Below are 26477 nucleotides of genomic sequence, written 5' to 3' on the forward strand. Positions count from 1 at the left end.
GTGTAACCTCCTATATTTAGTTGTCATGTCCACTCAAAAAAACCGCCCCAAATCACTTGTTCTTATTATACCCGAAGTGAAATCATGAACACAAGGAAAAAGAGCCATCCCAGGCAGGAATGGCTCTTGATCTTCTATGGAGTTAAACAAGCAGAGAATGAACGAATGCTTTTTCTTGTTCGTTCAGCTCGACTAATGGCAGTCGAACGCCTCCAACTTGAACGCCGAGCTTTTCTAAAGCGACCTTGGTCGGTCCTGGGCTCGGGTATGCAAAGAGGCCCTCAAAAATCGGCAACAGCTTGCGATGGAGTCTTGCTGCCTCCGCTAAGTTACCGACAAAAAAGGCGTCCATCATGTCTGTCATTGGACGGCCAACTACGTGACTCGCCACACTGACAATGCCCACTCCCCCGATAGACAGGATCGGCAAGGTTAATCCATCATCGCCACTGTACAGCTCAAAGCCTTCCGGTGCATGCTCAATGATTTGCGCCATCTGCGACAAATTGCCGGAGGCTTCCTTGATGCATACTACATTAGGCAGTTTTGCCAAACGGAGTGTCGTTTCAGCAGTCATATTGACGACGGATCTTCCTGGCACATTATAAAGCATCACGGGCAGCTCGGTCGCTTCCGATAATGCCTTGAAATGTGCGTATAGTCCTTCCTGTGATGGCTTGCTGTAATAAGGAGCAACGACCATGACAGCGTCTACGCCAATGGATTGTACAGCTTGGGTGAACTCAATGCTTGAGGCTGTATCATTACTGCCTGTTCCTGCAATGATGTGGCATCTTCCTTTTGCGTAGGAAACCACATGTCGGAAAAGGTCGAGTTTCTCCGTACGGGATAAAGTTGGTGATTCACCCGTGGTACCACTCAATACGATTCCAGTTGAACCATTTGCAATCAAATGGTCAATCAGTCGCTCTGTTTTATCGTAATCGACCTGTAGCTGCTCATTAAAAGGCGTTACCATAGCGGTAACCAGTCGACCAAAACGTGCCACTACCTCTCCAACTCCTCTTATCGTGATCAGTAGGTATTTAAAGTCAGGATATGCTCTTACATATGTTGAACATGCAGGTTGAACTGCTGATGAAGAGCGCGAACCGCCTTCACCATATCCATTTCATGCACGAGTACCCAGATGGTAGTATGAGAGTCTGCCGATTGAAGAATTTGAATGTCTTCTTGTGTAAGTGCCTCCACGATTCTCGCCATCACGCCGGGCACGCCCGTCATCCCTGCACCAATCACGGACACTTTTGCGCAATGCGGCAAAAGCTGCGGCTCGTATCCCATTTCCGTTAACAGACGAGCAGCTTTTTCTCCCATTTCATCATGGACCGTGTAAGCAACACCCATTGGGTTCACATTGATGAAATCTACACTGATGTTATTGGTTGCCATCGTTTTGAAGACTTGTAGCTGTGTATCATAATACCCTTCTTTGTTCGCGACTTTGATTTGGGTAATGTTCGGTACATGAGCAATTCCCATAACGACTCTGTCGTTTACAGTGTAGCCCATCTTCCCGATCTCCAGCATCGTCGTAACAAGTGTACCGGGGTCGTCCGAAAACGTAGAGCGAACACGAATCGGCACGTTTGCGTGCATCGCGATCTCCACCGCTCTAGGATGAATAACTTTTGCACCCAGGTGAGCCATGTTGCAAATTTCCGTGTAGGTCACCATACCGAGCCGCTGCGCTTCTTCAACGATACGCGGGTCTGCGGTCATGATGCCTTCCACGTCGGTGAAAATATCCACCGTTTCAGCCTTCAAGGCGACACCGAGAGCGGTTGCAGTCGTATCGCTTCCGCCCCGTCCCAGTGTCGTAATTTCCCACTCGGCTGTACGCCCCTGAAATCCTGGAACGATCACAACTTGATTTTCCTGCAAGTCTTGCAAAATGCGACTTGGATCGATCGACATGATTTGTGCATTTGTAAAGTCGTCGCTCGTCACTATATTTGCTTGACCGCCTGTCAAAATCGTTGCTTTAATTCCCCGTGCATTCAGCATGCTGCACATGACTGTAGCAGAGATGATTTCTCCGGTATGCATCAGCATATCCATTTCTCTACTCGGCAGTTGGTTCCCGTTCGCTCGAACCAACTGCAAAAGTGTATCGGTTGCATATGGATCGCCTTTGCGTCCCATCGCCGATACGACAACGACGAGGGCATAGCCCTCATCAATTGCTTTTTCCATATGGTAGATTGCCCGCATCCGGCAATCCTCCGTCGTCAAGGAAGAACCACCGAACTTCTGGACGAGAATCTTCACTAACCTCTCCCCTATACTCTTGCTTTTATGAGTTCTTCAGCGATTTGTACTGTATTCCATGCTGCACCCTTGAGAAGATTGTCAGAAACGATCCACATATGCAGTCCACGAGGATGATGGAGATCACGACGCACCCGGCCCACGAATACTTCCAGTTTGCCTGTTGCATCAGTAGCGAGTGGATACTGCTGTTCCTCCGGCGCATCTACTAACACGATACCCGGAGCGTCTTTCAGCAGGGCCTTTACTTCTGCCAGATCGTAATCCTGTTTCAGCTCTACATATACCGACTCGCTGTGGCCGTAGACCACTGGAATACGTACGCAAGTAGCTGAAACAAGTACAGTGTCATCACCGAAGATTTTTTTGGTCTCATTGACCATTTTCATTTCTTCATAAGTAAAACCATTGTCGGTGAACACATCAATCTGCGGAATCGCGTTGTACGCAATCTGATGATGTACAGGCAATTTGCCTACGGGAAGTACGTTACACTGCGGTTCTTTCCCATCCAAAATGTCTCGACTCTGGTCGAGCAATTCATTGATCGCAGATTGACCTGCACCGGATACTGCCTGGTAAGTAGAAACGATAATTCTGTCTATACCAAAACGATCATAAAGGGGCTTTAGAGCGGCAACCATCTGAATCGTAGAGCAATTCGGATTCGCAATGATTCCATTATGAGCGAGCGCAGCATCCATGTTTACTTCTGGCACAACGAGAGGGACATCTGGGTCCATCCGGAATGCACTGGTATTGTCAATGACAACCGCGCCATGACGTACTGCGTGATGAGCCAGTTCCTTGCTGACCGATCCGCCAGCACTAAACAGGGCGAAATCAACCCCTGCAAAACTGTCTGGAGTCGCCTCTTCCAGTACAATTTCTTGCCCCTTGAAGGTGACTGTTTTTCCTGCAGAACGTCCAGAAGCAAGCAGCTTAAGCTGTTTGATTGGGAAGTTGCGCTTTTCTAATAGTTGAATCATCTGCTGTCCGACTGCACCAGTCGCACCGACTACAGCAACATTGAAAGTCAGTTGGTTTGCCATCTCTTACTCTCCTCCTAATCGCGAAAAAGCAGGTTAATTGTTTTTTCTGTAGTCTTATTAGTAGTTAAATCTTTCGATGAGCAAGGGTTGCAATTGTCGACCTTCCAAAGCTGCTTCGCATGTTTCCAATAGGAGATCCATACGAGCTACAAGCGAATTCGGTTTTTTATCCGGAGCATCCTGCCCGAACGGCACGAAATACATATTTTTCGCAGCCAACAGCTTGGCAATATTGGCTGCATTTAATCCCAGACCATCATTGGTGGATATGGCAATCACGATGGGTCGCAAATTACGCATGGTAGCCTTAGCCGCCATCAGTACGGCACTATCCGTAATGGCATTTGCCAGTCGACTCGTCGTACTCCCTGTGCAAGGCGCAATCAGCATGACATCCAACAGCTTGGAAGGTCCCAACGGCTCAGCCTGAGGAATAGTCGAAATAAGCTCTTCCCCCGTCAGTTCCTTGATTTGTTGCTGCCAGCTTTGCGAAGTACCGAAGCGTGTATCCGTGGTCATAATCGTATTTGATACGATCGGAACCACCCGTGCTCCAGCATCCACAAATCGCTTAATTTGCGGCATCGTTTCCTCAAAGGTGCAATGCGATCCAGACAAACCAAATCCAATGGTCTTTCCCTGAAGCTTACTCATGTTGCATCCCCTCCTGGCGCTTTCCTTTGATCCGCAATCAGACGAGACAATGTTTGGGCTAAAATTTGTCCAGCGGTTTTAGGTGCAACGATTCCAGGCAATCCGGGAGCAAGAAGAGCTTTGATACCTCGTCTCTCAGCGTAACGAAAATCTGTTCCCCCTGGCTTGGAGGCAAGATCAAGTATAAACGCCGATTGAGGCATTTGAGCAATCACTTCTGCCGTGAGTAATAATTGCGGGATGGTATTAAAAATGAAATCAGCATTCGTAACCTGTTGCCTTACTTCGCTTATATGGAAGGGAGTCAATCCCATCTCATAAATGCGTGCCAAGTGTTCTTGACGTCTGGCTCCAACTCTTACGCGGGCTCCCAACGAATGCAATGCTCGAGCCATGGACAAACCTGTTCGGCCCAATCCCAAAACAATTGACTGTGATCCATGAATCGTAATATCCGTATGTTGAATCGCCATCATTAACGCTCCCTCTACAGTAGGGATAGAGTTATAGATAGCTACGTCATCACGATCCAAAAGCTCCACGAGAGGAAGCTGTGTGGAAGCCAACAGCTTTTTCAGATAAGGCTTTGCCATTCCCGTGTAAACCACGCAATGACCCGGCAGACTTGCCACATGTTCGTCTAGCAACTGCAGTTGTTTGGAGCAGAAAATACTTTCCACGTATCCTTGATCATCGGTCCCTACGATGGGTAGGATGAGGGCGTCCACGTCTTTCAACACATCGCATGTTAATGGTTTCTTCGTTGCCCCTGTAAAATTACTTTCCAGGTTGTCGAAGCCAACTAACGTGACGCTAGCATCCAGTTGTATGCATCGCTTAATGACTTCCAACTGGCGAGCGTCTCCGCCGATGAAGGCAACATGTATGCCCGTTAGCATGCTGCGTTCCCCTTTCCACACATTTTACTGCATTAAATGATCGGAACGCAAAGGTTTTCCATTTGGAAAAGTTGACGGAAATCCATGCGGTCTACCCCCATCCTATTCCGCTCCTGCTACTTCGGTGACAGTAGCGCCTACTTTTGAGAAGCTTGTGCCTCAGGGGCTTGAAGCTGGATGATGACCATATCTGGCCCAATTTTTACGATGGAACCCCATGGGATCACGAGGTCCTCGCGCTTCTTGCCGAACCCAAAGAAACTACCTCCTGGCAAGATGATGGATTGAATCGAACCGTTTTCGGGATGGATGACTAAATCGGAATCACTGATGACCCCCATTTTCTCTCCGTTGTCCAGTCCGATAATCTCCTTCCCACCCAACTCGCTTAAGCGCATGGAGAAGCCCCCTTTGTCCTTTCATTTACTGTTGATATACGCAAAAAAATCCGGGCTATGCCGGATTTTTGCCTACAACAAAATATCGTTCTTCACGTTTTCAGGGAAGCCATCGAGTGGACTCACCATCGCCATCGACATCTTGGACCGGAACAGCTGCTGCGCCACAGCCAAAACAGATTCATGGGAAACACGGTCAATTTTGGCGATGATCTCATCAAGACTGAGATGACGGCCCAGCAAAAGCTCATTTTTGCCAAGGCGACTCATACGGCTATTCGTGCTTTCCAAGCTGAGCATCAGGCTGCCTTTCAGCTGCTCTTTTCCTTTGTTCAGCTCTTTGTCCGTAATTCCATGATCAGCGACATCGCGCAGGACGCGCGAGACGATGTCAAAAACCTGTCCCACTTGCTCTGGTGCCGTTCCTGTATACACGTGGAACGTACCCGCTTCTTTATAGGACGAATGATAGGAATACACGGAGTATGCCAAGCCGCGTTCTTCTCGAATTTCTTGGAATAGACGCGAGCTCATGCTGCCACCCAGCACATTGTTCAGCAAAATCAAGGAATATACTTCGGGATGTCCTACCTTAAACCCAGGTAAAGACAGGCACAAATGAGCTTGCTCTGTTGCCTTGTGATGTGCGATAACATTTCCAGCAAAGTCAGGAGTAGACAAGGTCGGCATAGTGCCTGGACGAGAGAAAGCTTGAAAGCGCTTTTGAATATCTTCAATCAAACTGTCTTCAAAATTTCCCGCTACCGTAATCACCGTATTCGTTGGCAGGTAGTGCTGATCAATATAACCGAGCAAATCATCACGTTTCAAGCTACGCAGGACATCTTCCGTACCCAAAATCGAATAGCCTAGCGGGTGTGTGCTGTACGAAGCGCGTGCAATCAAATCATGAACCAAATCATCTGGAGTGTCTTCATACATGCTGATCTCTTCAATGACGACGTTCTTTTCCTTTTCCAACTCATCTGCATCAAATACCGAGTTGAAGTACATATCGGAAAGAACATCGAGAGCGATCGGAGCATGTTGGTCGAGCACCCTTGCGTAATAGCAAGTATACTCCTTCGAAGTAAAGGCGTTCACGTTCCCGCCAATCTCATCAAAGGTTTCCGCAATTTCCTTTGCAGAACGGGTTTTTGTGCCTTTGAAAAACATATGCTCGAGAAAATGGGAAATCCCGTTGTTTTTCTCGTTTTCATATTTCGAACCAGTCCCTACCCAGATGCCTAAGGCAACGGAGCGAACGGACGGAATCCGTTCCGTCACGATTCGAAGACCGTTATCACACGTATGACGTTGTATCACGTAAATCCTCCTCGGTTGTTCATCTGTCTCTACCCGAAACCTCGGGGAATTTCTTGTAAACACGTCTAACTATAGCAAACTTCCTTTGTCTCCACAATAAATGAACATGTATTTACGGTGACGGGAGTCTACGACTCGATATAACCTCCGAAACAGTCGTCGGCTGTAACCCCTTCTTTTTGGCGATCGTCAGAAGCTGATCTAAACTGGCCTCGGAGGTAGAAGTAGGGTGCATGAGTACGAGGACGCCGTTCTCCATTTTTCGGCTTATTTTATTGATCACATAAGCAGGCGAAGGTTTCTGCCAGTCAATGGTATCTGCCGTCCATAGTATCGTCTTCATTTGATAAGATGAATGCGCGATTTGTACAACGCGTTGGTTAAAAGCACCAGATGGCGGTGCAAACAGGGAAGGCTTTACTTCCAGCGTTTTAAAAATAACATCTTGCGTACGACTTATCTCTTGATGAATCCTCTGTGTTCCCAGTGTGTTCATATCAGGATGCGAATACGCATGATTCCCAATCTCATGGCCACGTGCCATAATCTTTTTCGCTTCTTCTGGGTAGCGTTTTACCCAAGAGCCATCCAGAAAGAACGTTGTTTTTACCTTATGTTTATCGAGTGTATTGAGCATCGAATCGAGATACTCATTTCCCCAAGCCACATTGATCATAAAAGAAATCGCTGGTTTATTTGGATTTCCTCGATAGATCGGTTGTGCTCCCAATTGCTCAAGCGAAACCGCTGGAGGTACTTCCTTGTATACCAGCAAATCTGGGCTGGACACACCCGCAGCCAGCATTTTATTGAGTGATTCTTCTACATCGACTACACGTCCATTATAGCCGGGAATCGCCTTCCACGTCTGATCGACGACGGCATCGATTGGTTCTTCCTCTCTGCCCTCTTTCCACTTTTCAATCTGCGCCCGTAAACGCGCTTTTTCATTGTCGTTTCGATCCCCATTTGCTACCTGGACATTTTTGAGCGTGCTAATGTAATGATGAATAGGCTGATAATTCAAGAGAACAATCAGCGCAGCTCCATATATAACGATGAACAAAAGTCTCCTGGTCCTATTCGTCATTAGGGCGTCGCCCTCCTCTATCAATCGTGCGAGTCTCTCTTGTCCAATGTATGAAGGGAGGGAACGACTTAGACATACGAATCAGGAGCATCTGGTATAGAAAAGAAAAAAGCTTCCGTACACGAATTTCTTCGAGTGACGAAGCCTTTTGGTTTCCTTTATTCTGCTTTTGTTGGCGTTTCAGCAGCTTGTGCCGCAGCAGCTTGTTCTTTCAAAACTGCTTTGCGAGAGAGATTCACACGACCTTGGTCGTCGATCTCGGTCACTTTCACTTGTACTTTATCACCAACTGCGACAACATCTTCTGTTTTGGCTACACGCTCTTCAGCCAGTTGAGAGATGTGGCACAAGCCCTCTTTACCCGCGAACAACTCGATGAACGCACCGTACTTCTCTACGCGTTTTACTGTTCCCAGGTATACCTGACCAACAGCTACCTCACGAACCAGATCTTCAATGATTTGTTTCGCGCGCAGATTCGCCTCGTGGTTGATGGATGCAATGAAGACTCTTCCATCTTGTTCGATGTCGATTTTTACGCCGGTTTCTTCGATAATCTTATTGATGACACGACCTTGTGGACCGATTACATCGCGAATTTTCTCCGGATTGATCGTCATGGTCATGATTTTTGGTGCATAAGGAGACAGTTCTTTACGCGGTTCGGAAATCGTGCTCATCATATGGTTCAAAATGTGCAAACGACCAACACGCGCTTGCTCCAAGGCCAACTCTAAAATTTCACGGTTAATACCGGAAATTTTGATGTCCATTTGGATAGCTGTTACACCAGCCTCTGTACCCGCTACTTTGAAATCCATGTCTCCCAAATGATCTTCCATACCTTGAATATCAGTCAGGATCGAGAAAGATTTCTCATCTTTGCTCATGATCAAGCCCATCGCAATACCTGCTACCGGTGCTTTGATCGGTACACCTGCATCCATCAAGGCAAGTACGCTCGCGCAAATCGACGCTTGCGATGTGGAACCGTTGGATTCAATGACTTCGGATACGAGACGAATCGTGTATGGGAACTCTGTCTCAGATGGAATGATCGGCTCGATAGCACGCTCACCCAACGCACCGTGTCCGATTTCACGACGACCCGGAGGACGCAACGGACGTGCTTCACCCACGCTATACGGCGGGAAGTTGTAGTGGTGCATGAAACGCTTCGATTCTTCCAGACCGAGTCCATCGAGAATTTGAACATCTCCCAGCGCGCCCAATGTGCAAACGCTCAACGCTTGCGTCTGACCACGGGTAAACATAGCAGAGCCATGTGTACGGGAAAGAATGTTTGTCTCACTGGACAGCGGACGGATTTCGTGCAAAGCTCGTCCATCAGGGCGAACTTTCTCGTCAGTAATCAGACGGCGAACCTCATCCTTGACAATATTGCCAAGTACTTCGCTAATCATCTTTTCCTGTGCTGGATATGCCTCAGGATCCTTGGCTGCAAAATGCTCTTTGGTTTCTGCCTTGATATCGTCAATAGCATCGTAGCGCGCTTGTTTTTCTTCGATGCGAACAGCTTCTTTCAAGCGAGCTTCCGCATATGCACGTACAGCTTGATCGATTTCAGGATCAACCTCATGCAAGATGACTTCCATCTTTTGCTTGCCGATTTCTGCCACGATCATGTTCTGGAATTCTACCAATTGCTTAATCACGTCATGACCAGCCATGATCGCTTCAAGCATGACCGCTTCCGGTACTTGGTTCGCAGCTGCTTCCACCATGTTAATCGCTTTGTGCGTACCTGCGACAGTCAGGTGAATATCGCTTTTCTCTGCTTGAGCTACAGTAGGGTTAATGACGAACTCACCGTCAATTCGACCTACGATTACCCCTGCAATCGGACCTTCAAAAGGAATCTCCGAGACGCATAGCGCTGCGGAAGTACCGATCATCGCAGCGATTTCAGGTGAGCAGTCTTGATCCACAGACAGAACAGTATTTACGATTTGTACATCGTTACGGAATCCTTCTGCAAAAAGAGGGCGGACAGGGCGGTCAATCAAGCGGCTAGCCAAAATCGCCTTTTCGCTTGGACGTCCTTCTCTTTTAATAAAGCCGCCAGGAATTTTCCCAACCGCATAGAGACGTTCCTCATAGTTGACAGTCAGTGGAAAGAAGTCAAGTGGTTTTGGCTCCTTCGAGACTGTAACTGCAGACAGGATTGCTGTATCGCCGTAACGAACCAAGACCGAACCATGCGCCTGTTTAGCCATTTTGCCAAATTCCAGGGTCAGTTTTCGGCCTGCCAGTTCGAAGTCATATGTACGGTATTGTTGCTCCATGATGCTAGCAGTCCTCCTTCACAACAATGTGCATTTACACACTTTGTTTTCTACCTATATGTATTATTTCCTGCCATGATAAAAATTAAATGGGTACCTTTGGCAGTCGTTCTAGATAATAAAAAAAGCTTCTTTTGTGAAGCTAATGTAAGCAAACCATTTGTTTCTAAGCCTTTACTCGTTAGGATAGGCTTAGCGCATTTCGTGCGCTAAACCCTCCCACACGATAGAAAAAGCGGGCAGAACCCGCTTTCTACAAAACGCTGATTAGCGGCGCAGACCCAGGCGGTCTACAACCGAACGATAGCGTTGAACATCTGCTTCACGCAGGTATGTCAACAGGTTACGACGTTGACCAACCATTTTCAAGAGACCACGACGGCTGTGGTGATCTTTCTTGTGCGTACGCAAGTGTCCGTTCAGATTGTTAATGTTTTCGGTCAAGATAGCGATTTGCACTTCCGGTGAACCGGTGTCGTTCTCATGAGTACGGAACTCTTGAATCAGTTGAGTTTTACGTTCTTGAGTCAATGCCATCATGACTCACCTCCTCATTTTTTATACCGTTCGCCGAGTCTGCCGTCGGTGAGAATCGGACAGCCAAGCTACGGTTATCTGTACAACGTTTTGAATTATAGCATACCATTTTGTGAAAAGCAAAGAGAATCCTTTACGAGATTCCCTCTGCGAATTTTTGCTTCGCCGTTTGTACATCTCGTCCAATTTGTGCGATGAGTGCATCGACTCCAGCAAACTTCTGCTCTTCCCGGATGTAGAACAAAAACTCTACTTCTACTTCTTTGTCATAAATTTCACCAGAGAACTCAAAAATGTGCACTTCTAGTGACTTTTCTTTTTTCTCCAGTTCAAATGTAGGCTTGATCCCAACGTTCATGACACCATAGTAGCTTTGTTCATCCACGGTAAAGCGAACGCCGTAGACCCCATTCTTTCCGATTAAGTACGGCTGATTCACTTGGACGTTCGCTGTAGGAAAACCAATGGTTCGACCGCGTTTGTCGCCATGCACGACTGTTCCACGCACTTTGTAGGAGCGGCCTAGCAAATGACGAACCTGCTCGACATCCCCATGATGAAGATATTCACGGATGATTGTACTGCTCACTTTTTCACCCAAGCGATTTACCGGACCCACGATGTCGAGCCCATAGCGACCTTTGCTCATTTCTTGCAAGGTATGGGCAGTCCCCATCCCGCGATAACCAAAGGTGTAGTCGAAGCCAACGACAATATGGCGGCATTCCAATGGAAGAAGGCACTCTGCGATGAAATCTTCTGGATAAATAGCCGCAAAGCTGATATCGAACTTCATCACATATGTGGTGTCTACGCCCATCTTTTCGAATTGCTCGAGCTTGTCTGCAAGTGGTGTCAAATAGCGGGTATAACCGCTTTGCCCCAAAACTTCTCGAGGATGCGGATCAAAGGTCACTACCGTACTTTGCCATCCGTTTGCTTTCGCTGTATCAATCGCCTTTTGGATTACACGGCGATGCCCAATATGTACACCATCAAAGTACCCCAGTGCAATTGCACAAGGATTCGCTTGCAGGTCAGACGGAAACGGGTATGTTAGGTAGATCGTTTTCACGGATTACACCTCGGCTGGAAAGACTTTTTCTGGCTTGGCGAAAAGTCCTTTGTCTCCACGGCATACGCGATGAATGCCAAGTAATTCTTCCCCCGCAAACAAGCAAATCAAACTTCCTTCCTCCGCAGTGACGCCCGGAAGCGCAGTCGCAAGTCCATTACGTACTGCTTTGATCCGTTCTGGCTTGACCTGAAACGATGGTAAGAACGAGATTGCCTGAGGGATGGAGACCAAGTAGTGGGAAATGTCTTCCCCGCTTGCTGCCTGTTCCTCAATTTGCTGGAGCGGGATTGCCTCTTGCTCCTGGAACGGGCCGCTTTTTATTCGCCGCAACAGCTTCATATGGGCAGGATAACCCAGAGCGCGTCCGAGGTCAACACATAAGGTGCGCATGTATGTGCCTTTGGAGCACGTGCACGTGAATGCAACATCGACAGTGTCCCCATCTACGCTAATCTTATGAAGTGTCAGCTCATAGAGCGTCACTTTCCGAGCCTGCCGTTCAATTACCGTGCCTTCACGAGCCAGATCGTACAGCCGCTTGCCGTTTACCTTAACCGCAGAGAACATCGGAGGTATCTGCTCCATTTCACCCAAGAAGGATGCGAACAGCGCTTGAATACGCTCCGTCGTAATCGATGCTGCATCTACTCCAGCTTGCTCCACCACTTCTCCGGAAGCATCTTCCGTCGTGGTAGTTGAGCCGAGGCGCATGACTACATCATAGCGCTTAGGCAGCTCTTGCAAATATTCAACCAGCCTCGTTGCGTGTCCCACACAAATGGGGAGTACACCCGTCACATCTGGATCAAGTGTACCCGTATGCCCCACTTTTTTCGTTCCATACAATCGACGAATACGTGCTACACAATCATGGGATGTCATACCAGCTGGCTTGTCGATAACCAGCACGCCGTTCACGTTACTCATCGAATTTCACTCCTACTGCATCGTCCAGCACAGTCCAAACTTTTTGCTGTACTTCTGAAAGTGGTCCTTTGATCGTGCATCCTGCTGCTTTTGCGTGTCCACCGCCACCGAGCTGCTTCGCAATGACAGCTACGTCAACCCGATCGCGAGCGCGCATGCTCACCTTTACCACTCCCGGTTCCGCTTCCACAAAAGAAACGCCGACCTCGACTCCTTCAATGTTACGGCAGTAATTCACCAATCCACCAGCATCTTCCCGCTCTGCCCCCACTTCGGCAAAATCTGCGGCTGCAACAGTGATGGAGGCAACCAAATTTTGATGGGTCAGTTGCAACGTTTGGAGAGCGCGTCGCAGTACTTTCACATGGGCAAATGTGATTTCTTCCAGACACCGTTCTGCTACGTCTCCTGGCTTCACACCATATCCGAGCAATCGAGCTGCGATCTCCATGACGCGTGGTGATGTATTGGAATAACGGAAACCGCCAGTATCCGTCAGAAGGCCAGTATAGATACACAGCGCAAGCTCTTCGTTGAAAGAAACCCCTGCTGCTTCTGCAACATCAAACAAAATCTCTGCTGTTGCGGCTGCATCCGGTCGAACCAGATTTACCGTTCCAAAATGATCGTTGGTCGGGTGATGATCGATATTCAGCAAAGCAGGGCCAGAAGCAAATAAAGACCGTACATCGCCCATCCGCGACTCATCCGCGCAGTCTACAGCGATTACGGCCCCGAACGTCTCGTTCAGTGGTTGTTTGCGCAGGTTATAAAGACGGTCAAACCGCGGCAAGAAGTTAAACTTGATCGGTGTTTCCCCTTCGTTTACAACCACATACTCTTTTCCCAATTGCTCTAGCATGAGCACGACTCCCAAAGCAGATCCTGTAGCATCTCCGTCAGGGCTTACATGGGAAAGAACCAGGAAGCGGTCGTGCTCCTGCATAAAACGCACCGCTTCCTGTACTGCCATTTGATTAGGATTCATCCTGTTTCTCTCCCTCTGTGGAGATTTCCCGCAGGATTGATTCAATTTTGCTGCCGTAGTCAATGGACTCGTCCAGCTTGAATACAAAATCAGGAATGTGACGCAGCTTTACGCGTTTCCCGATCTCCGTACGCAAATAACCTTTTGCTTTTGTCAAACCTGCAAGAGAAGCTTTACGCTCTTCCTCACTGCCAAAAATGCTGACAAAAACCTTTGCCAATTGCAGGTCACTGCTTACCTCTACATCTGTTACCGTTACGAAACCGACACGAGGATCTTTGAGTCCACGCTGCAATACGAGGCTCAACTCTTTTTTGATTTCTTCGCCTACGCGGCTGATTCGTGTTTTATTCATCGATTTTCACCTCCGCTGGCTGCTCTTTAGTCGTAGTATTCCGTATCCACGCGAATCAACTCTACCTCTGGATGGTTTTCCACGAATCGAATGACAGCCTGCATTTCTTGTTGTAAAAAAGAAATCTCATTAGCAACGGCAGCGATACCCAACACGGTACGCTGCCATTGCTCGAGATAAGCCACCTCTGCCGCGGAGACATGAAATCGGCTCCGCAGCTTGCCGATCAGACTTTTGACGATGGCCCGTTTTTCTTTCAGGTTTTGGCTAGCGGGCAGAAACAGTTCGATCTGCACACCTGCTATCATTATTGTTTCACTTCAACCATGACGAATGCTTCGATGACGTCGCCGATTTTGAGGTCATTGAAGCGTTCCAAAGTCAGACCGCACTCATAGCCAGCAGCAACGTCTTTCGCATCATCTTTGAAGCGTTTGAGGGTATCGAGCTTACCTTCATAAATCACAATGCCTTCGCGGATCAAACGCGCACCAGCATCGCGGCTCAATTTACCTTCAGTCACATAGCAACCTGCAATGTTTCCGACTTTGGATACTTTGAACACTTCACGAATCTCAGCTTGGCCGATAATGTTTTCTTTGAAGACTGGATCAAGCATACCTTTGAGAGCAGACTCGATCTCTTCAATTACAGTATAGATCACACGGTGTAGGCGAATGTCGATCTTCTCTTGTTCAGCCATGCTGCGCGCATTTGGTTCAGGACGAACGTTGAAACCAATGATAATGGCATTCGAAGCATTTGCCAGTGTAACATCGGATTCTGTAATCGCACCAACACCTGTATGAATGATCTTCACACGAGTTCCGTTGACATCGATTTTCTCCAAAGAACCGCGCAGTGCTTCCACAGAACCGTGTACGTCTGCTTTTACAATCAGGTTCAGTTCTTTGATATCGCCTTCTTGGATGTGTTGGAACAAATCATCCAAAGAAACGCGGGAGCTTTCACGACGCTCGGATTCACGTTGCTTGGAAGCACGTGCTTCCCCGATTGCGCGGGCTTTCTTCTCGTCTTCAAAGACACGGAACTGATCGCCTGCTTGTGGAACATCATTCAGACCCGTAATTTCTACTGGCGTAGATGGACCTGCTTCTTTCAGACGGCGTCCTTTGTCATTCACCATCGCACGCACACGTCCAAAAGCGGAACCGACAACGATAGGATCACCTACACGGAGAGTACCTTGTTGAACCAGGATAGTTGCAACAGGACCACGTCCCTTGTCGAGCTCAGCTTCGACAACGGTACCGCGCGCAAGTTTGTCTGGGTTGGCTTTCAGTTCTTGTACTTCGGATACGAGCAAGATGTACTCGAGCAATTCCTCGATACCTGTACGCTGTTTAGCGGACAATGGGGAGAAGATCGTATCGCCGCCCCACTCTTCGGCAACCAATTCATACTCGGTCAACTCTTGCTTGATACGGTCAATATTTGCTTCTGGTTTGTCAACCTTGTTGACAGCAACGATGATTGGCACATTTGCCGCTTTCGCATGGCTGATCGCCTCAACGGTTTGCGGCATGACACCGTCATCTGCTGCAACCACCAGAATGGTGATATCTGTGATTTGCGCACCGCGTGCACGCATCGTTGTGAACGCCGCGTGACCTGGTGTATCGAGGAAAGTAATTTTCTTTCCTTTGATCTCAACTTGGTACGCACCGATATGCTGTGTAATTCCTCCCGCTTCTCCCGCTACTACGTTTGTAGAGCGGATCGCGTCCAGCAACGTTGTTTTCCCGTGGTCAACGTGACCCATGATGGTAACAACTGGCGGGCGCTCCATGAGACTTTCTGGTGCATCTACGTCTTCCAACGTTTCGAAGTTCGTTTCATCAATGATGATTTTTTCTTCGACTTCTACGTTGTAGTCCGCGCAAATCAGTTCGATAGCTTCACGATCGAGGTACTGGTTGATCGTCGCCATGATACCCAAGCCGAACAGCTTTTTGATTACTTCGGCTGGTTCCTTACGCAGTTTCACTGCCAACTCATTTACAGTCAAAGACTCTGTAAACGTGATCTTTGTAGGTGGTTCAATCACAGGACGTTGCGGCTTTTGTCCACCACCACCACGGTTGTTATTTCCTCCACGGCGGTTGTTTTGGTTGTTACGGTTGTTTCCACCGCGGAATGGTTGATTCTTCTTGTTATCTTCAAAAGTCTTTTGGGTTTGAGGAGCTTTTTTGATTTTCTCACGCTTTTCCATACCAACATTGGAAGGAAGTTTTACTTTATCCTCAAACTCTTCCCCTGTACGACCCTCCGTTTGATTCGCTGCAGGTTGGTTTGCAGGACGTTGTTGGTTTTGTGGTCGTTGTTGGTTTTGTGGTCGTTGCTGATTTTGAGGACGCTGTTGGTTTTGTGGTCGTTGTTGATTCTGCGGCTTACGGTCAGACGGCTTTGCGGGTTGACTTCTCATATTGTTTGGTTTTCTCTCCTGATTCTTCCCCTGATTTTTTCCATGCTGAGGACTATGCTGATCGGGATTGCCACTTGCACTGCTATTTCCTGGACGATTCGTGCTTGGGTTCTTTGCTCCGCGATCGCTATTTGGTTTTTCATTTCTAACCGGTTGAACTTGCCCCGCTTGCGGCTGGGGTTTGATCTGTTGTCCTCTGGAGTCGTTGGGGCGTCGTTGATCGTCCGTTTGTTTGGGTCTTGCATCACTAGGTGTGCTCCGCGTCTCCGGTTTGGCACCAGAACGCAATTTTGCCATGTGATCCTCGATCCTTTTGATCGTCCCTTCTTCCATGATACTCATATGATTTGCTACTTCTATATTCAATCGTTTTAGCAAATTGAGGATTTCCTTGCTGCTCATGTTGTGCTGTTTGGCATACTCATACACACGTGTCTTCAAATATACTTCACCCTTTCTTAGTTAGGTGAGCAGACGCTGAATGCTTTCGGCCAATTTCCCATCGGTTACCGCCACGGTAACGCGCCCATCTTTTCCGATTGCGTGTCCCAATGAATGTCGGTCGCCAGTGGTTACACATGAGACACCGTAATAGGAACATTTATCCTTTACTTTCTTGGCGGTATTGTCTGATGCATCTGATGCGAGCAATACCAGGCGGGCCTGCCCATTACGAACAGCGGTAATGACCAATTCCTCCCCAGTAACGATCTTTCTCGCACGCATCGCCAATCCGAGTAATTGTGCTGCTTTTGGGGTCATTTTCCCACCATCTCCAGCCATTTCTCACGGAAAGCATCATACTTTTCTTGGGAGATGGACATATTGAGGGCACGTTCCAGCACTTTCTTCCATTTCCCCGATGCGAACGCATCCGGCTTCAGACAGCTTTCCTGCCGACACACATAGGTACCGCGTCCCGCCGCCCTTCCAGTAAGATCAATGACGATCTCTTCTTCTGGCGTCCGGACGACGCGGATTAATTCCTTTTTCGGAAACATTCCTTGGCAAACAATGCACTTACGCAACGGGATCTTTTTTTGCTTCATGATTATTCGTTGTCCGTCCCTTCATCGCTCTCTACTTCTTTTGGATAAGCGATGCCTTCTTGGTCGGCTTGGGACTCGCTCTTGATATCGATCTTCCAGCCAGTCAGCTTGGCTGCCAGGCGCGCGTTTTGGCCACGCTTACCAATCGCCAGAGACAATTGATAATCGGGAACGATCACACGAGTAACCTTCTCCGCTACGTTAACCTCAACATGCAGCACTTTTGCAGGGCTGAGTGCATTGGCTACGTACTCGGCAGGATCTTCAGACCAACGAACAATGTCGATCTTTTCGCCTTTCAGCTCTGTAACGATCGTTTGGACACGCATGCCCTTTGGACCGACACAAGCTCCTACTGGATCAACATCTGCGTTGATGGAATGCACAGCGATCTTCGAGCGATCACCGGCTTCTCGCGCAACAGACTTGATTTCAACCACACCGTCATATATTTCTGGCACTTCTAGTTCGAAGAGGCGCTTCAAAAGCCCCGGATGAGTACGGGAAACGACGATTTGCGGTCCTTTAGTGGTTTTCTCTACTTTGATGATGTATGCCTTCACGCGATCTTGTGATTTAAAATCTTCGGATGGCATTTTTTCGGTGATCGGCATAACGGCTTCCGCCTTGCCCAGATCAATGTAATAATTGCGAGCGTCCATACGCTGAACAACGCCTGTTACGATATCGTCTTCACGCTCAATAAACTCGCTGTAGATCAAACCGCGCTCCGCTTCGCGAATCCGCTGCGTAACCACTTGCTTCGCTGTCTGAGCAGCAATTCGACCGAAATCACGAGGCGTTACCTCGATTTCGACGATGTCCTCCAGACGGAAGTTAGGATCGATTTCTTGTGCTGCTTCTTGAGAGATCTCAAGGCGCGGATCCAAGACCTCTTCCACTACGTTCTTCCGCGCAAACACACGCACCATACCTGAATGACGATTTACATCCACCCGCACATTTTGGGCCGAGTTGAAGTTACGTTTGTATCCAGAGATAAGAGCCGCTTCGATGGCCTCAATCAGTACGTCTTTGGTGATGCCTTTCTCTCTCTCAATGGCTTCTAAAGCCTCGATAAAATCGCCGTTCATGACTTTCGTTGCCTCCTCCTTTACTTACCACAGGCTAACACAGGCCGCGACAACTAAAAAATAATTGCCATTCTAGCCGTGTCAATTTGCTCTTGGGAAATTACATACGTTTTCTTTGCTTCTTTTACTGTCAGCTTGCCATCCTCATAGGATACCAGTTCGCCTTCGAACGTGGTTGCACCTTCTATTGGCTCTTTTGTTGTGATATGCACATTTCTGCCGACAGCTTTCGTGAAATCCTTATCCTTGCGTAATGGGCGCTCAGCACCCGGCGAAGATACTTCTAAAAAGTATGCTGTAGGGATGGGATCTACTTCGTCTAGTTTTTCGCTCAGCTTCTCGCTGACAAGGCGGCAGTCATCAATATCAATGTTGCCAGTTTCATTGTCGATAAACACGCGCAGAAACCAGTTGCTGCCTTCCTTTTTGTACTCGATGTCAACTAGCTCCAGGCCCAATTCTTCAGCAATGGGCGTAACGAGTTCAGTGACGATGCCTGTTACCTTGCTCAAGCAAGTACCTCCTTCTCATTTGAACCATGAGGTGTAGCCAGAAAGAAAGAGTGGGTTTCCCCACTCTCGATCAGCCATGCGTATAAAACCAGTATTTCCAAAAAAATTATAGCATAACAGCCCTCTGCTGACAACCTTTGGATGACTGTGAGCCTTGACTGCACGCCTTAGAACAAGGATAGCTGGTTGGATTCTGGCAATCCTTTCAACGCACCTTGCTCGTCCAAGAACTCCAAAATGGTCTTGGAGATACGGGAGCGGGACAGGAGGTCTTCCTTTGACAAAAACTCCCCTTGCTCTCTCGCTTGTACGATGCTGATCGCTGCATTCGTCCCTAAACCAGGCAGGGCGTTGAATGGAGCGATTAGAGAATCACCCTCGATCAAGAAGCGAGTAGCGTCCGATTTGTACAAATCAACGTTGGCAAAACGGAAGCCGCGTTCAACCATTTCCAACGCCATCTCCAAAACAGTCAGCAATGCCTTTTCTTTTGGCTGCGCATCGTGTCCCTTGCCCTCGATCTCTTCAATCTTTTGCTTGATCGCCGCTGAGCCTTTGACCATCAGCGGAATATCAAAGTCATCTGCGCGAACAGTAAAATACGTCGCGTAAAACTCCAGTGGGCGATGAACCTTGAAGTAGGCAATCCGCACGGCCATCATGACATAGGCAGTCGCGTGCGCCTTCGGGAACATGTATTTGATCCGCTGGCACGACTGAATATACCATTCTGGCACATTGTTATTGCGCATTTCTTCTTGATCGTCCTCAGGAACCCCTTTACCTTTACGCACAGACTCCATGATCTTAAAGGCACGCGAAGGCTCTAGTCCTTTATAGATCAAATACACCATGATATCGTCACGACAACCAATTACGTCTGGCAGTTTGCAAGTACCATTGCGGATCAAGTCCTGCGCGTTGTTCAACCAAACGTCCGTACCGTGAGAAAGTCCAGAAATCTGAACAAGCTCGGCAAACGTAGTCGGTTTGGTGTCTTCCAGCATCTGACGAACGAATTTGGTTCCGAACTCTGGAATGCCCAATGTCCCCATGTTCGTACCGATTTGCTCGGGTGTTACCCCCAGGGCTTCCGTCGAACTGAAGATGGACATTGTCTTTTTATCATCCAGTGGAATCGTCTTCGGGTCCATTCCCGTTAAGTCTTGAAGCATACGAATGACGGTCGGATCGTCGTGTCCCAGAATATCGAGTTTTAGCAAGTTGTCATGAATGGAGTGGAAGTCAAAATGGGTTGTGCGCCATTCTGACTCATTATCATCAGCCGGGAACTGAATCGGACAAAAGTCCTCAATTTCCATGTAGTCAGGAACTACGATAATACCGCCCGGATGCTGCCCTGTCGTCCTTTTTACACCTGTGCAGCCGTTCACGATCCGGGATATCTCGGCATTGCGCAACGTCATGCCTCGTTCATCGGCATACTTGCGCACATAGCCATACGCTGTTTTTTCCGCAACAGTACCAATCGTTCCTGCGCGATATACGTAGTCTGCTCCGAACAGTTCTTGTGTGTACTTGTGTGCACGCGGCTGATAATCACCAGAGAAGTTCAAGTCAATATCGGGTACCTTATCTCCTTTAAAGCCGAGGAACGTCTCGAACGGGATGTCCTGTCCATCCTTGGCATACATGGTTCCACATTCTGTACACGCTTTATCCTCCAAGTCAAACCCAGAGGCGATTGAACCATCAGTAATAAACTCGCTGTGCTTGCAATTTGGGCAGCGATAGTGAGGAGGCAATGGGTTTACCTCGGTAATCTCAGACATCGTCGCAACAAAAGACGAGCCTACAGATCCACGTGAGCCTACCAGATAACCATCATTCAATGATTTCGTTACCAAGCGTTGCGAAATCAAATAAATCACACCGAAGCCGTGTTTGATGATACTGTTCAATTCTTTTTCCAAGCGATGCTCGACCAGTTCAGGCAATGGGTCACCGTACAACGACCTTGCTTTGTCATAACACATTTGACGCAGCTCATCATCCGCCCCTTCAATGATCGGCGTGTACAGCTTGTCTGGAATCGGACTAATATCCTCAATCATGTCTGCGATGGCATTAGTGTTCGTCACGACAATTTCTTTTGCGGTCTCCTCTCCCAAAAAGGAGAACGCCTCCAGCATCTCATCCGTTGTATGGAAGTAAAGCGGCGGCTGGTTGCCTGCGGTTGGATCACCTTTTGACAACAAGAAAACATCGCGGAAGATCTCATCCTGTGGATTCAGGAAGTGCACATCCCCTGTAGCTACGACCAGCTTACCGAGCTCTTTTCCCATTTCGACGATCTTTTCATGGTAGCCTTTCATCGTCTCCAGCGAAGGAATTTCTTCATTACGCAACAGTGGTGAGTAATGAGCGATCGGCTGCAATTCCAAAAAGTCGTAAAAAGCAGCAACTTCCTTCAACTCTTCAGGTGACTTACCGCGGAGAATCGATTGCATGAGCTCTCCGTCTTTGCACGCCGTACCAATTAACAAGCCTTCGCGGTATTTGGTCAGCTGGCTTCGCTGAATCCGGGGCCAACGGAAGAATGTTTCCACATGGGAACGACTTACAAGCTTGTACAGGTTTTTGAGTCCCTCTTTATTTTGCACGAGAATCGTCGCATGGAATGGACGTCCACTCTTGTAATCCGCCTCTTCGTTGCTTTTTTCATTCAATTCAGCAAGCGATTTGATTTCCGCTTCTTTTATGTCCTTCAACATTTGCTGGAACACGTGAGCCAATGCTACGGTATCGTCCAACGCACGGTGGGCATTGATGAGCTCGACGTTGAACTTTTTCGCTAATGATCCCAAACGATAATTGCGCATTCCTTTGTACATCAACCGAGCCAAAGGCAGCGTATCTAAAAATGGATTGGTCCATGGCTCCATGCCGATCCGTTTGGCGCAGGCGTTAATAAACGCTTTGTCAAACTCTGCATTATGTGCAACCAGGATGGCGTCACCAGTAAAATCCTTGAACTTTCGAAGAACCACATCGAGTGTCTCTTGTCCGCGGAGCATTTCGTTGGTAATCCCCGTAATCTCAGTTGTCTTTGGCCCAATTTCCAATTGCGGGTCAATCAGTTCCGTCCATTGGTCGACAATTTCCGAGCCTTTCATTTTGACAGCAGCGATCTCGATGATGGTATGCTCAGACGCGTTTAAACCCGTTGTCTCCGTATCAAACACAACGTACTCGGTATTTTCATCTATGGAAAGATTATTGTCTGCTTGCAGGTTATAAACAATATCGATACCATCCTCGACTACGTACGCTTCCATACCGAGAATGCATTTGATGTTGTTCTTTTTGGCGATGGAATACGCCTCTGGAAATGCCTGTACGACACCATGGTCAGTGACAGCAATGGCTTTATGACCCCACTTTGCTGCCGTCGAGATCAGTGATTTGACAGATGCAACGGCATCCAACGCACTCATCGGCGTATGACAATGGAGCTCGACACGTTTTTCTTCTGCTTGATCTTTGCGAATGACCTGCTCAATCTGGTTCAAATCATTGGCATTCATAACGAGATCGCGTACAAATGTGTCATGCTGAACACTTCCCCGCACTTTCACCCACATGCCGTCTTTCAGCAATTCAAGCATTTTCACGTCTTCTTTATCGCGGGAGAACATCTTCACCGTGAGAGAATCCGTATAGTCAGAAATGTTGAACGTGAGCAAATGACGTCCACTGCGAAGCTCTTTTACTTCTACGTTAAATACGGTTCCTTGGATGACGATACGCCGTTCCTCATCTTGAATCTCACAAATCGGGATCGGCGCATCTTTGATTTCATAACCCATCATAAGCGTAGTGACAGCCTCGGCTTTATCAGACGATTTGCTTTCTTGTTGAACAGCCGTCATCACAACTTCGACGAGAGCACGCTCTTCTTCTTTACGTTGCTCCTCAAAGGCCTTGTACGCGTCATCGCTTTCTTCCCCATGGAAAGAAAAGCGCATCGAACAATCGGTTGCTTTCTGGAAAGCAGCCAAAAGCTCATTATCCGCTCGTTTTCGCTTGGCAACCTCAACAGACATCTCCGTTGGCAAGTACACCTTGACTTCCTGTTGATCGACTTGCTTACGTGCTTGACGCATCGTAACGGCCAAGGAGTTCAATGTTGGCTCCAGCCCAGCCAGCAAGACATCCCAATACTCTTCGACTACGTGATCAAGAGACGGCTTTTGGTGATAGCGAAATCGGGTATCTACTTTGGCTAGATGTGAAAATGTATGCGTCAATCGCTTGGTAAAAGCAGCATAAACATCTGCAGGTATCATTCTCGGGAGGGCAAAGTGAAAAACCCATTCTTTGTTTTGCTTATACAGCTCTAGCTTTTCAATCTGCGCATCTAGAAAAAATCGCTCCACCCATTCGTCAGGAACTTCCATTTGCTTGACCAATAGGGAGAAGCGATGTTTTTGCTCTTGTAAACGGTCCACGGTTTTCCCACCTTCCCCATAAGTGAGCGTTCAAACAAGAAAAAGAGGCACTCCCCTTTAATCTAGGGGAGTACCCCGTAAAAATTCGACAAAATCCTTCTTATTCCTGCATGCAACTAGTTACCGAACAGCGCAGCTCCGGTTTGGTCAACGCGAGATAGGAGACCTTTCACTTCATCGACCAATTGATCCAGCTTCACATCATGTGTTTCGCCATTTTTACGGATACGCACTTCAACTGTTCCTTCTTGTGCCGCTTTATCAGAAACCGTAATACGCAGAGGCAATCCGATCAAATCAGCGTCTTTAAATTTCACACCAGCACGCTCGGGACGATCGTCAAACAAAACCTCGACGCCAGCTTTGCGCAGTGCTTCTGTAATTTGTTCACTAGCTTGACGTTGCTCTTCTACTTTAACATTGACCGGAATCACATGCACATGGAAAGGTGCAACAGATACTGGCCAAATGATACCATTTTCATCATTGTTCTGCTCGATCACTGCCGCAATTGTACGGGATACCCCGATTCCGTAGCAGCCCATGATCATCGGTTGACTGCGACCGTTCTCATCCAGGTAGGTAGCACCCATCGCTATGGAGTATTTCGTACCCAGCTTGAATACGTGACCGACTTCTACACCACGTGCAAACTTGATGACACCACCTGTACGAGGGCATTCGTCGCCTTCAGTAATGTTGCGCAAGTCAGCGTACCGGGAAACCGTGAAATCACGGCCAGCAACTACGTGAGTCAGATGATAGTCTGTTTCATTGGCACCGACGACACCATCATAAACATCTTGAACAAAATTGTCCGCGATGATTTCCACTTTTTCAGGATCAATACCCACTGGGCCAACAAATCCCGCAGGCGCTCCTGTTACCGAAACGATATCCGCTTCAGAAGCCAAACCTACGATCGTTGCATCATACAAGTTTTTCAGCTTCACTTCATTGATCTCATGATCACCGCGGACTAGCACCATAACCAGCTTGTCGTCTACGCGATAAATGAGGCTCTTGATGATTTGCTTTGCTTCGATTTGCAGTGCTTGTACCAATTGGTCGATCGTTTTAGTGCCAGGCGTATGCAATTTTTCGCGAGCTGGCGCTTCTGTTGCTGGCTTCGGAGATGGCTTGTACACGACTTCTGCCTTTTCCAAGTTGGCCGCATAATCACCTTCTTCAGAATAAGCAATCGTGTCTTCCCCAATGTCGCACAACGCCATGAATTCGTAAGTCCCTTTTCCGCCGATTGCACCTGCATCCGCTTCTACTGCACGGAAGTTCAAGCCTACTCGGGTAAAGATGTTCGTGTATGCATCGTACATTGCCTGGAAGTTGCGATCCAGACCTTCTTGTGACGTATCAAAAGAGTAAGCATCCTTCATAATAAACTCGCGGCAACGAATCAAACCGAAGCGTGGACGCACTTCATCACGGAACTTGGTTTGAATTTGATAAAGGTTGATCGGGAGTTTTTTGTAAGAGTTAATCTCATCACGCACGAGACTCGTAATGACTTCTTCGTGGGTTGGACCCAAGGCAAAAGGACGATCATGACGATCACGCAGGCGAACGAGCTCGGGACCGTATACATCCCAGCGACCCGTTTGATGCCACAGCTCAGCTGGTTGCATCGCTGGCATCAACAGCTCTTGTCCCCCAGCATTGTTCATTTCTTCACGCACAATCGCTTGGATTTTGTGCAGGGAACGGAGCGCCAGGGGCAGGTACGTATAAATACCGGAAGCCAGTTGGCGGGCCATACCTGCGCGGAGCAGCAGCTTGTGGCTGGCAATCTCCGCGTCGGATGGCACTTCCCGCAGGGTAGGGATCAACATTTGACTTTGCTTCAACACGTGCGTGTCCTCCTTATGCCTTATCAGCAATCAACGTGCATTACCCTACAGTTGTAGGTTTTTGCTCGTTTACTATTTCGTTAATTTCTTTCATCAGTTCTTCAAACAACTCGGTCTCTTTTACTTTCCGAACAATTTCACCATTACGGAAAATCAAGCCCTCGCCATTTCCGCCGGCAACGCCTACATCTGCTTCACGAGCTTCACCAGGTCCATTTACCGCGCAGCCCATTACCGCTACTTTTAACGGTACTTTCAGCGTGGAAACGGCATCCTCGACTTTTGTTGCCAAGCCGATCAGGTCAATTGCGCATCGACCGCAGGATGGGCATGCAATCACCACTGGATCGTTGTTCACGATATCCAAGCTGCGAAGGATTTGTTTTGCTACTTTAATTTCTTCAACAGGATCAGCCGTCAGAGATACACGGATGGTATCACCGATTCCCATCGACAATACCGTTCCGATTCCAACTGAAGACTTGATGCTGCCGGAGAACTGTGTGCCTGCTTCTGTTACACCGACGTGCAGCGGATAGTTGCGTTTCTGTGCCATCAATGAATAGGTTTGGATCATCGTTGGAACATCGGAAGACTTCAAGGAAATGACAATGTTGTCGTAGTTCAAGTCTTCCAGAATTTGCACGTGGTCCATGGCACTTTCTACGATTGCTTCCGGAGAAGGGTAACCATATTTATCCAAAAGTCTTTTCTCGACAGAACCGGAGTTGACCCCGATACGGATCGGAACATTGCGCTCACGGCACGCTTCCACTACACGTTGCGTTTTTTCTTTCGAACCGATGTTTCCCGGGTTGATCCGAATTTTATCAATCCCGCTCTCCAATGCAATCAACGCCAGCTTGTGGTCGAAATGAATGTCGGCAACAAGCGGCAAAGGGGAGCGTTCTTTAATTTTTTTGATGGCACGTGCTGCATCTTCATTGATGACGGCCAAGCGAACAATTTGGCAACCGACATCGTGCAGTCTCTGAATCTCAGCCAGAGTTTTTTCTACATCACGTGTGTCTGCTGTCGTCATCGATTGGATGACTACGCTTTTTTGGCCCCCGATTTGCACTCCACCTACAAAAACCGGTTTCGTCTCCTCGCGCTTGAACATTTTGCACCATCCTT

General features: G+C 48.0%; 23 protein-coding genes. All 23 read right to left on the reverse strand.

The genetic code is table 11. The features are described from left to right. Positions 1-142: 142 nt before the first annotated feature. On the reverse strand, positions 143-1009 hold the full coding sequence (dapA, locus tag M3630_RS03710; protein WP_251251276.1) for a 4-hydroxy-tetrahydrodipicolinate synthase: 867 nt from the start codon (positions 1007-1009) through the stop codon (positions 143-145). Positions 1010-1065: 56 nt separating this feature from the next. Beyond that, on the reverse strand, positions 1066-2292 hold the full coding sequence (gene dapG, locus M3630_RS03715) for an aspartate kinase (protein WP_251251277.1): 1227 nt from the start codon (positions 2290-2292) through the stop codon (positions 1066-1068). Positions 2293-2303: 11 nt separating this feature from the next. Then, entirely contained in the window at positions 2304-3344 is a 1041-nt protein-coding gene (locus M3630_RS03720) for an aspartate-semialdehyde dehydrogenase (RefSeq protein ID WP_173607981.1), read from the reverse strand. 57 nt (positions 3345-3401) lie between these two features. Then, positions 3402-3998, reverse strand: coding sequence for a dipicolinate synthase subunit B (locus M3630_RS03725; protein WP_007719213.1), 597 nt, complete (start codon positions 3996-3998; stop codon positions 3402-3404). Further along, entirely contained in the window at positions 3995-4897 is a 903-nt protein-coding gene (gene dpsA, locus M3630_RS03730; RefSeq protein WP_173607982.1) for a dipicolinate synthase subunit DpsA, read from the reverse strand. Before dpsA ends, M3630_RS03725 begins: the two co-directional genes overlap by 4 nt. 137 nt (positions 4898-5034) lie before the next feature. Beyond that, a complete protein-coding gene (locus M3630_RS03735) occupies positions 5035-5295 on the reverse strand; it encodes a YlmC/YmxH family sporulation protein (RefSeq protein WP_251251278.1) in 261 nt (86 codons plus the stop codon). 72 nt (positions 5296-5367) lie between these two features. Beyond that, positions 5368-6621: a M16 family metallopeptidase gene (locus M3630_RS03740; RefSeq protein WP_251251279.1), complete on the reverse strand. Its 1254-nt coding sequence runs from the start codon at positions 6619-6621 to the stop codon at positions 5368-5370. 112 nt (positions 6622-6733) lie between these two features. After that, positions 6734-7711, reverse strand: coding sequence for a polysaccharide deacetylase family protein (locus M3630_RS03745; protein ID WP_173607984.1), 978 nt, complete (start codon positions 7709-7711; stop codon positions 6734-6736). Positions 7712-7869: 158 nt separating this feature from the next. Next, complete coding sequence (gene pnp / locus M3630_RS03750) at positions 7870-10017, reverse strand: polyribonucleotide nucleotidyltransferase (protein WP_251251280.1); 2148 nt, start codon at positions 10015-10017, stop codon at positions 7870-7872. A 267-nt stretch (positions 10018-10284) separates the two neighbouring features. After that, a complete protein-coding gene (gene rpsO / locus M3630_RS03755) occupies positions 10285-10554 on the reverse strand; it encodes a 30S ribosomal protein S15 (RefSeq protein WP_015891708.1) in 270 nt (89 codons plus the stop codon). 133 nt (positions 10555-10687) lie between these two features. Further along, entirely contained in the window at positions 10688-11629 is a 942-nt protein-coding gene (locus M3630_RS03760; RefSeq protein ID WP_017249287.1) for a bifunctional riboflavin kinase/FAD synthetase, read from the reverse strand. Between the two features lie 3 nt (positions 11630-11632). Further along, positions 11633-12559, reverse strand: a complete 927-nt coding sequence (gene truB / locus M3630_RS03765) for a tRNA pseudouridine(55) synthase TruB (protein WP_232773062.1) — start codon at positions 12557-12559, stop codon at positions 11633-11635. Further along, positions 12552-13547, reverse strand: coding sequence for a DHH family phosphoesterase (locus M3630_RS03770; protein ID WP_251251281.1), 996 nt, complete (start codon positions 13545-13547; stop codon positions 12552-12554). Before M3630_RS03770 ends, truB begins: the two co-directional genes overlap by 8 nt. Next, positions 13537-13902 (reverse strand): 30S ribosome-binding factor RbfA, encoded by a 366-nt coding sequence (rbfA, locus tag M3630_RS03775; protein WP_007719226.1) that lies wholly within the window; start codon positions 13900-13902, stop codon positions 13537-13539. The genes M3630_RS03770 and rbfA overlap by 11 nt, the downstream gene beginning before the upstream one ends. A gap of 26 nt (positions 13903-13928) precedes the next feature. Beyond that, positions 13929-14210, reverse strand: a complete 282-nt coding sequence (locus M3630_RS03780; RefSeq protein WP_016743352.1) for a DUF503 domain-containing protein — start codon at positions 14208-14210, stop codon at positions 13929-13931. Further along, entirely contained in the window at positions 14210-16789 is a 2580-nt protein-coding gene (infB, locus tag M3630_RS03785; RefSeq protein WP_251251282.1) for a translation initiation factor IF-2, read from the reverse strand. The genes M3630_RS03780 and infB overlap by 1 nt, the downstream gene beginning before the upstream one ends. A 21-nt stretch (positions 16790-16810) precedes the next feature. After that, positions 16811-17110: a YlxQ family RNA-binding protein gene (locus tag M3630_RS03790; RefSeq protein WP_016743350.1), complete on the reverse strand. Its 300-nt coding sequence runs from the start codon at positions 17108-17110 to the stop codon at positions 16811-16813. Further along, a complete protein-coding gene (gene rnpM / locus M3630_RS03795; protein ID WP_015891714.1) occupies positions 17107-17397 on the reverse strand; it encodes an RNase P modulator RnpM in 291 nt (96 codons plus the stop codon). Before rnpM ends, M3630_RS03790 begins: the two co-directional genes overlap by 4 nt. A gap of 2 nt (positions 17398-17399) precedes the next feature. Continuing rightward, positions 17400-18491, reverse strand: a complete 1092-nt coding sequence (gene nusA / locus M3630_RS03800; protein WP_048033423.1) for a transcription termination factor NusA — start codon at positions 18489-18491, stop codon at positions 17400-17402. Positions 18492-18544: 53 nt separating this feature from the next. Beyond that, positions 18545-19003: a ribosome maturation factor RimP gene (rimP, locus tag M3630_RS03805; RefSeq protein ID WP_173607990.1), complete on the reverse strand. Its 459-nt coding sequence runs from the start codon at positions 19001-19003 to the stop codon at positions 18545-18547. 167 nt (positions 19004-19170) lie between these two features. Beyond that, a complete protein-coding gene (locus tag M3630_RS03810) occupies positions 19171-23475 on the reverse strand; it encodes a PolC-type DNA polymerase III (RefSeq protein WP_251251283.1) in 4305 nt (1434 codons plus the stop codon). A 116-nt stretch (positions 23476-23591) separates the two neighbouring features. Continuing rightward, the gene (locus M3630_RS03815; protein WP_251251328.1) at positions 23592-25337 is read right to left on the reverse strand and encodes a proline--tRNA ligase; all 1746 of its coding nucleotides are present in this window, start codon (positions 25335-25337) and stop codon (positions 23592-23594) included. Between the two features lie 43 nt (positions 25338-25380). Then, a complete protein-coding gene (gene ispG, locus M3630_RS03820; RefSeq protein ID WP_015891719.1) occupies positions 25381-26463 on the reverse strand; it encodes a flavodoxin-dependent (E)-4-hydroxy-3-methylbut-2-enyl-diphosphate synthase in 1083 nt (360 codons plus the stop codon). Between the last annotated feature and the right edge of the window lie 14 nt (positions 26464-26477).

It is taken from the genome of Brevibacillus sp. MER 51, from assembly GCF_023714195.1.
In the GTDB taxonomy this organism is placed as follows: Bacteria; Bacillota; Bacilli; order Brevibacillales; family Brevibacillaceae; genus Brevibacillus.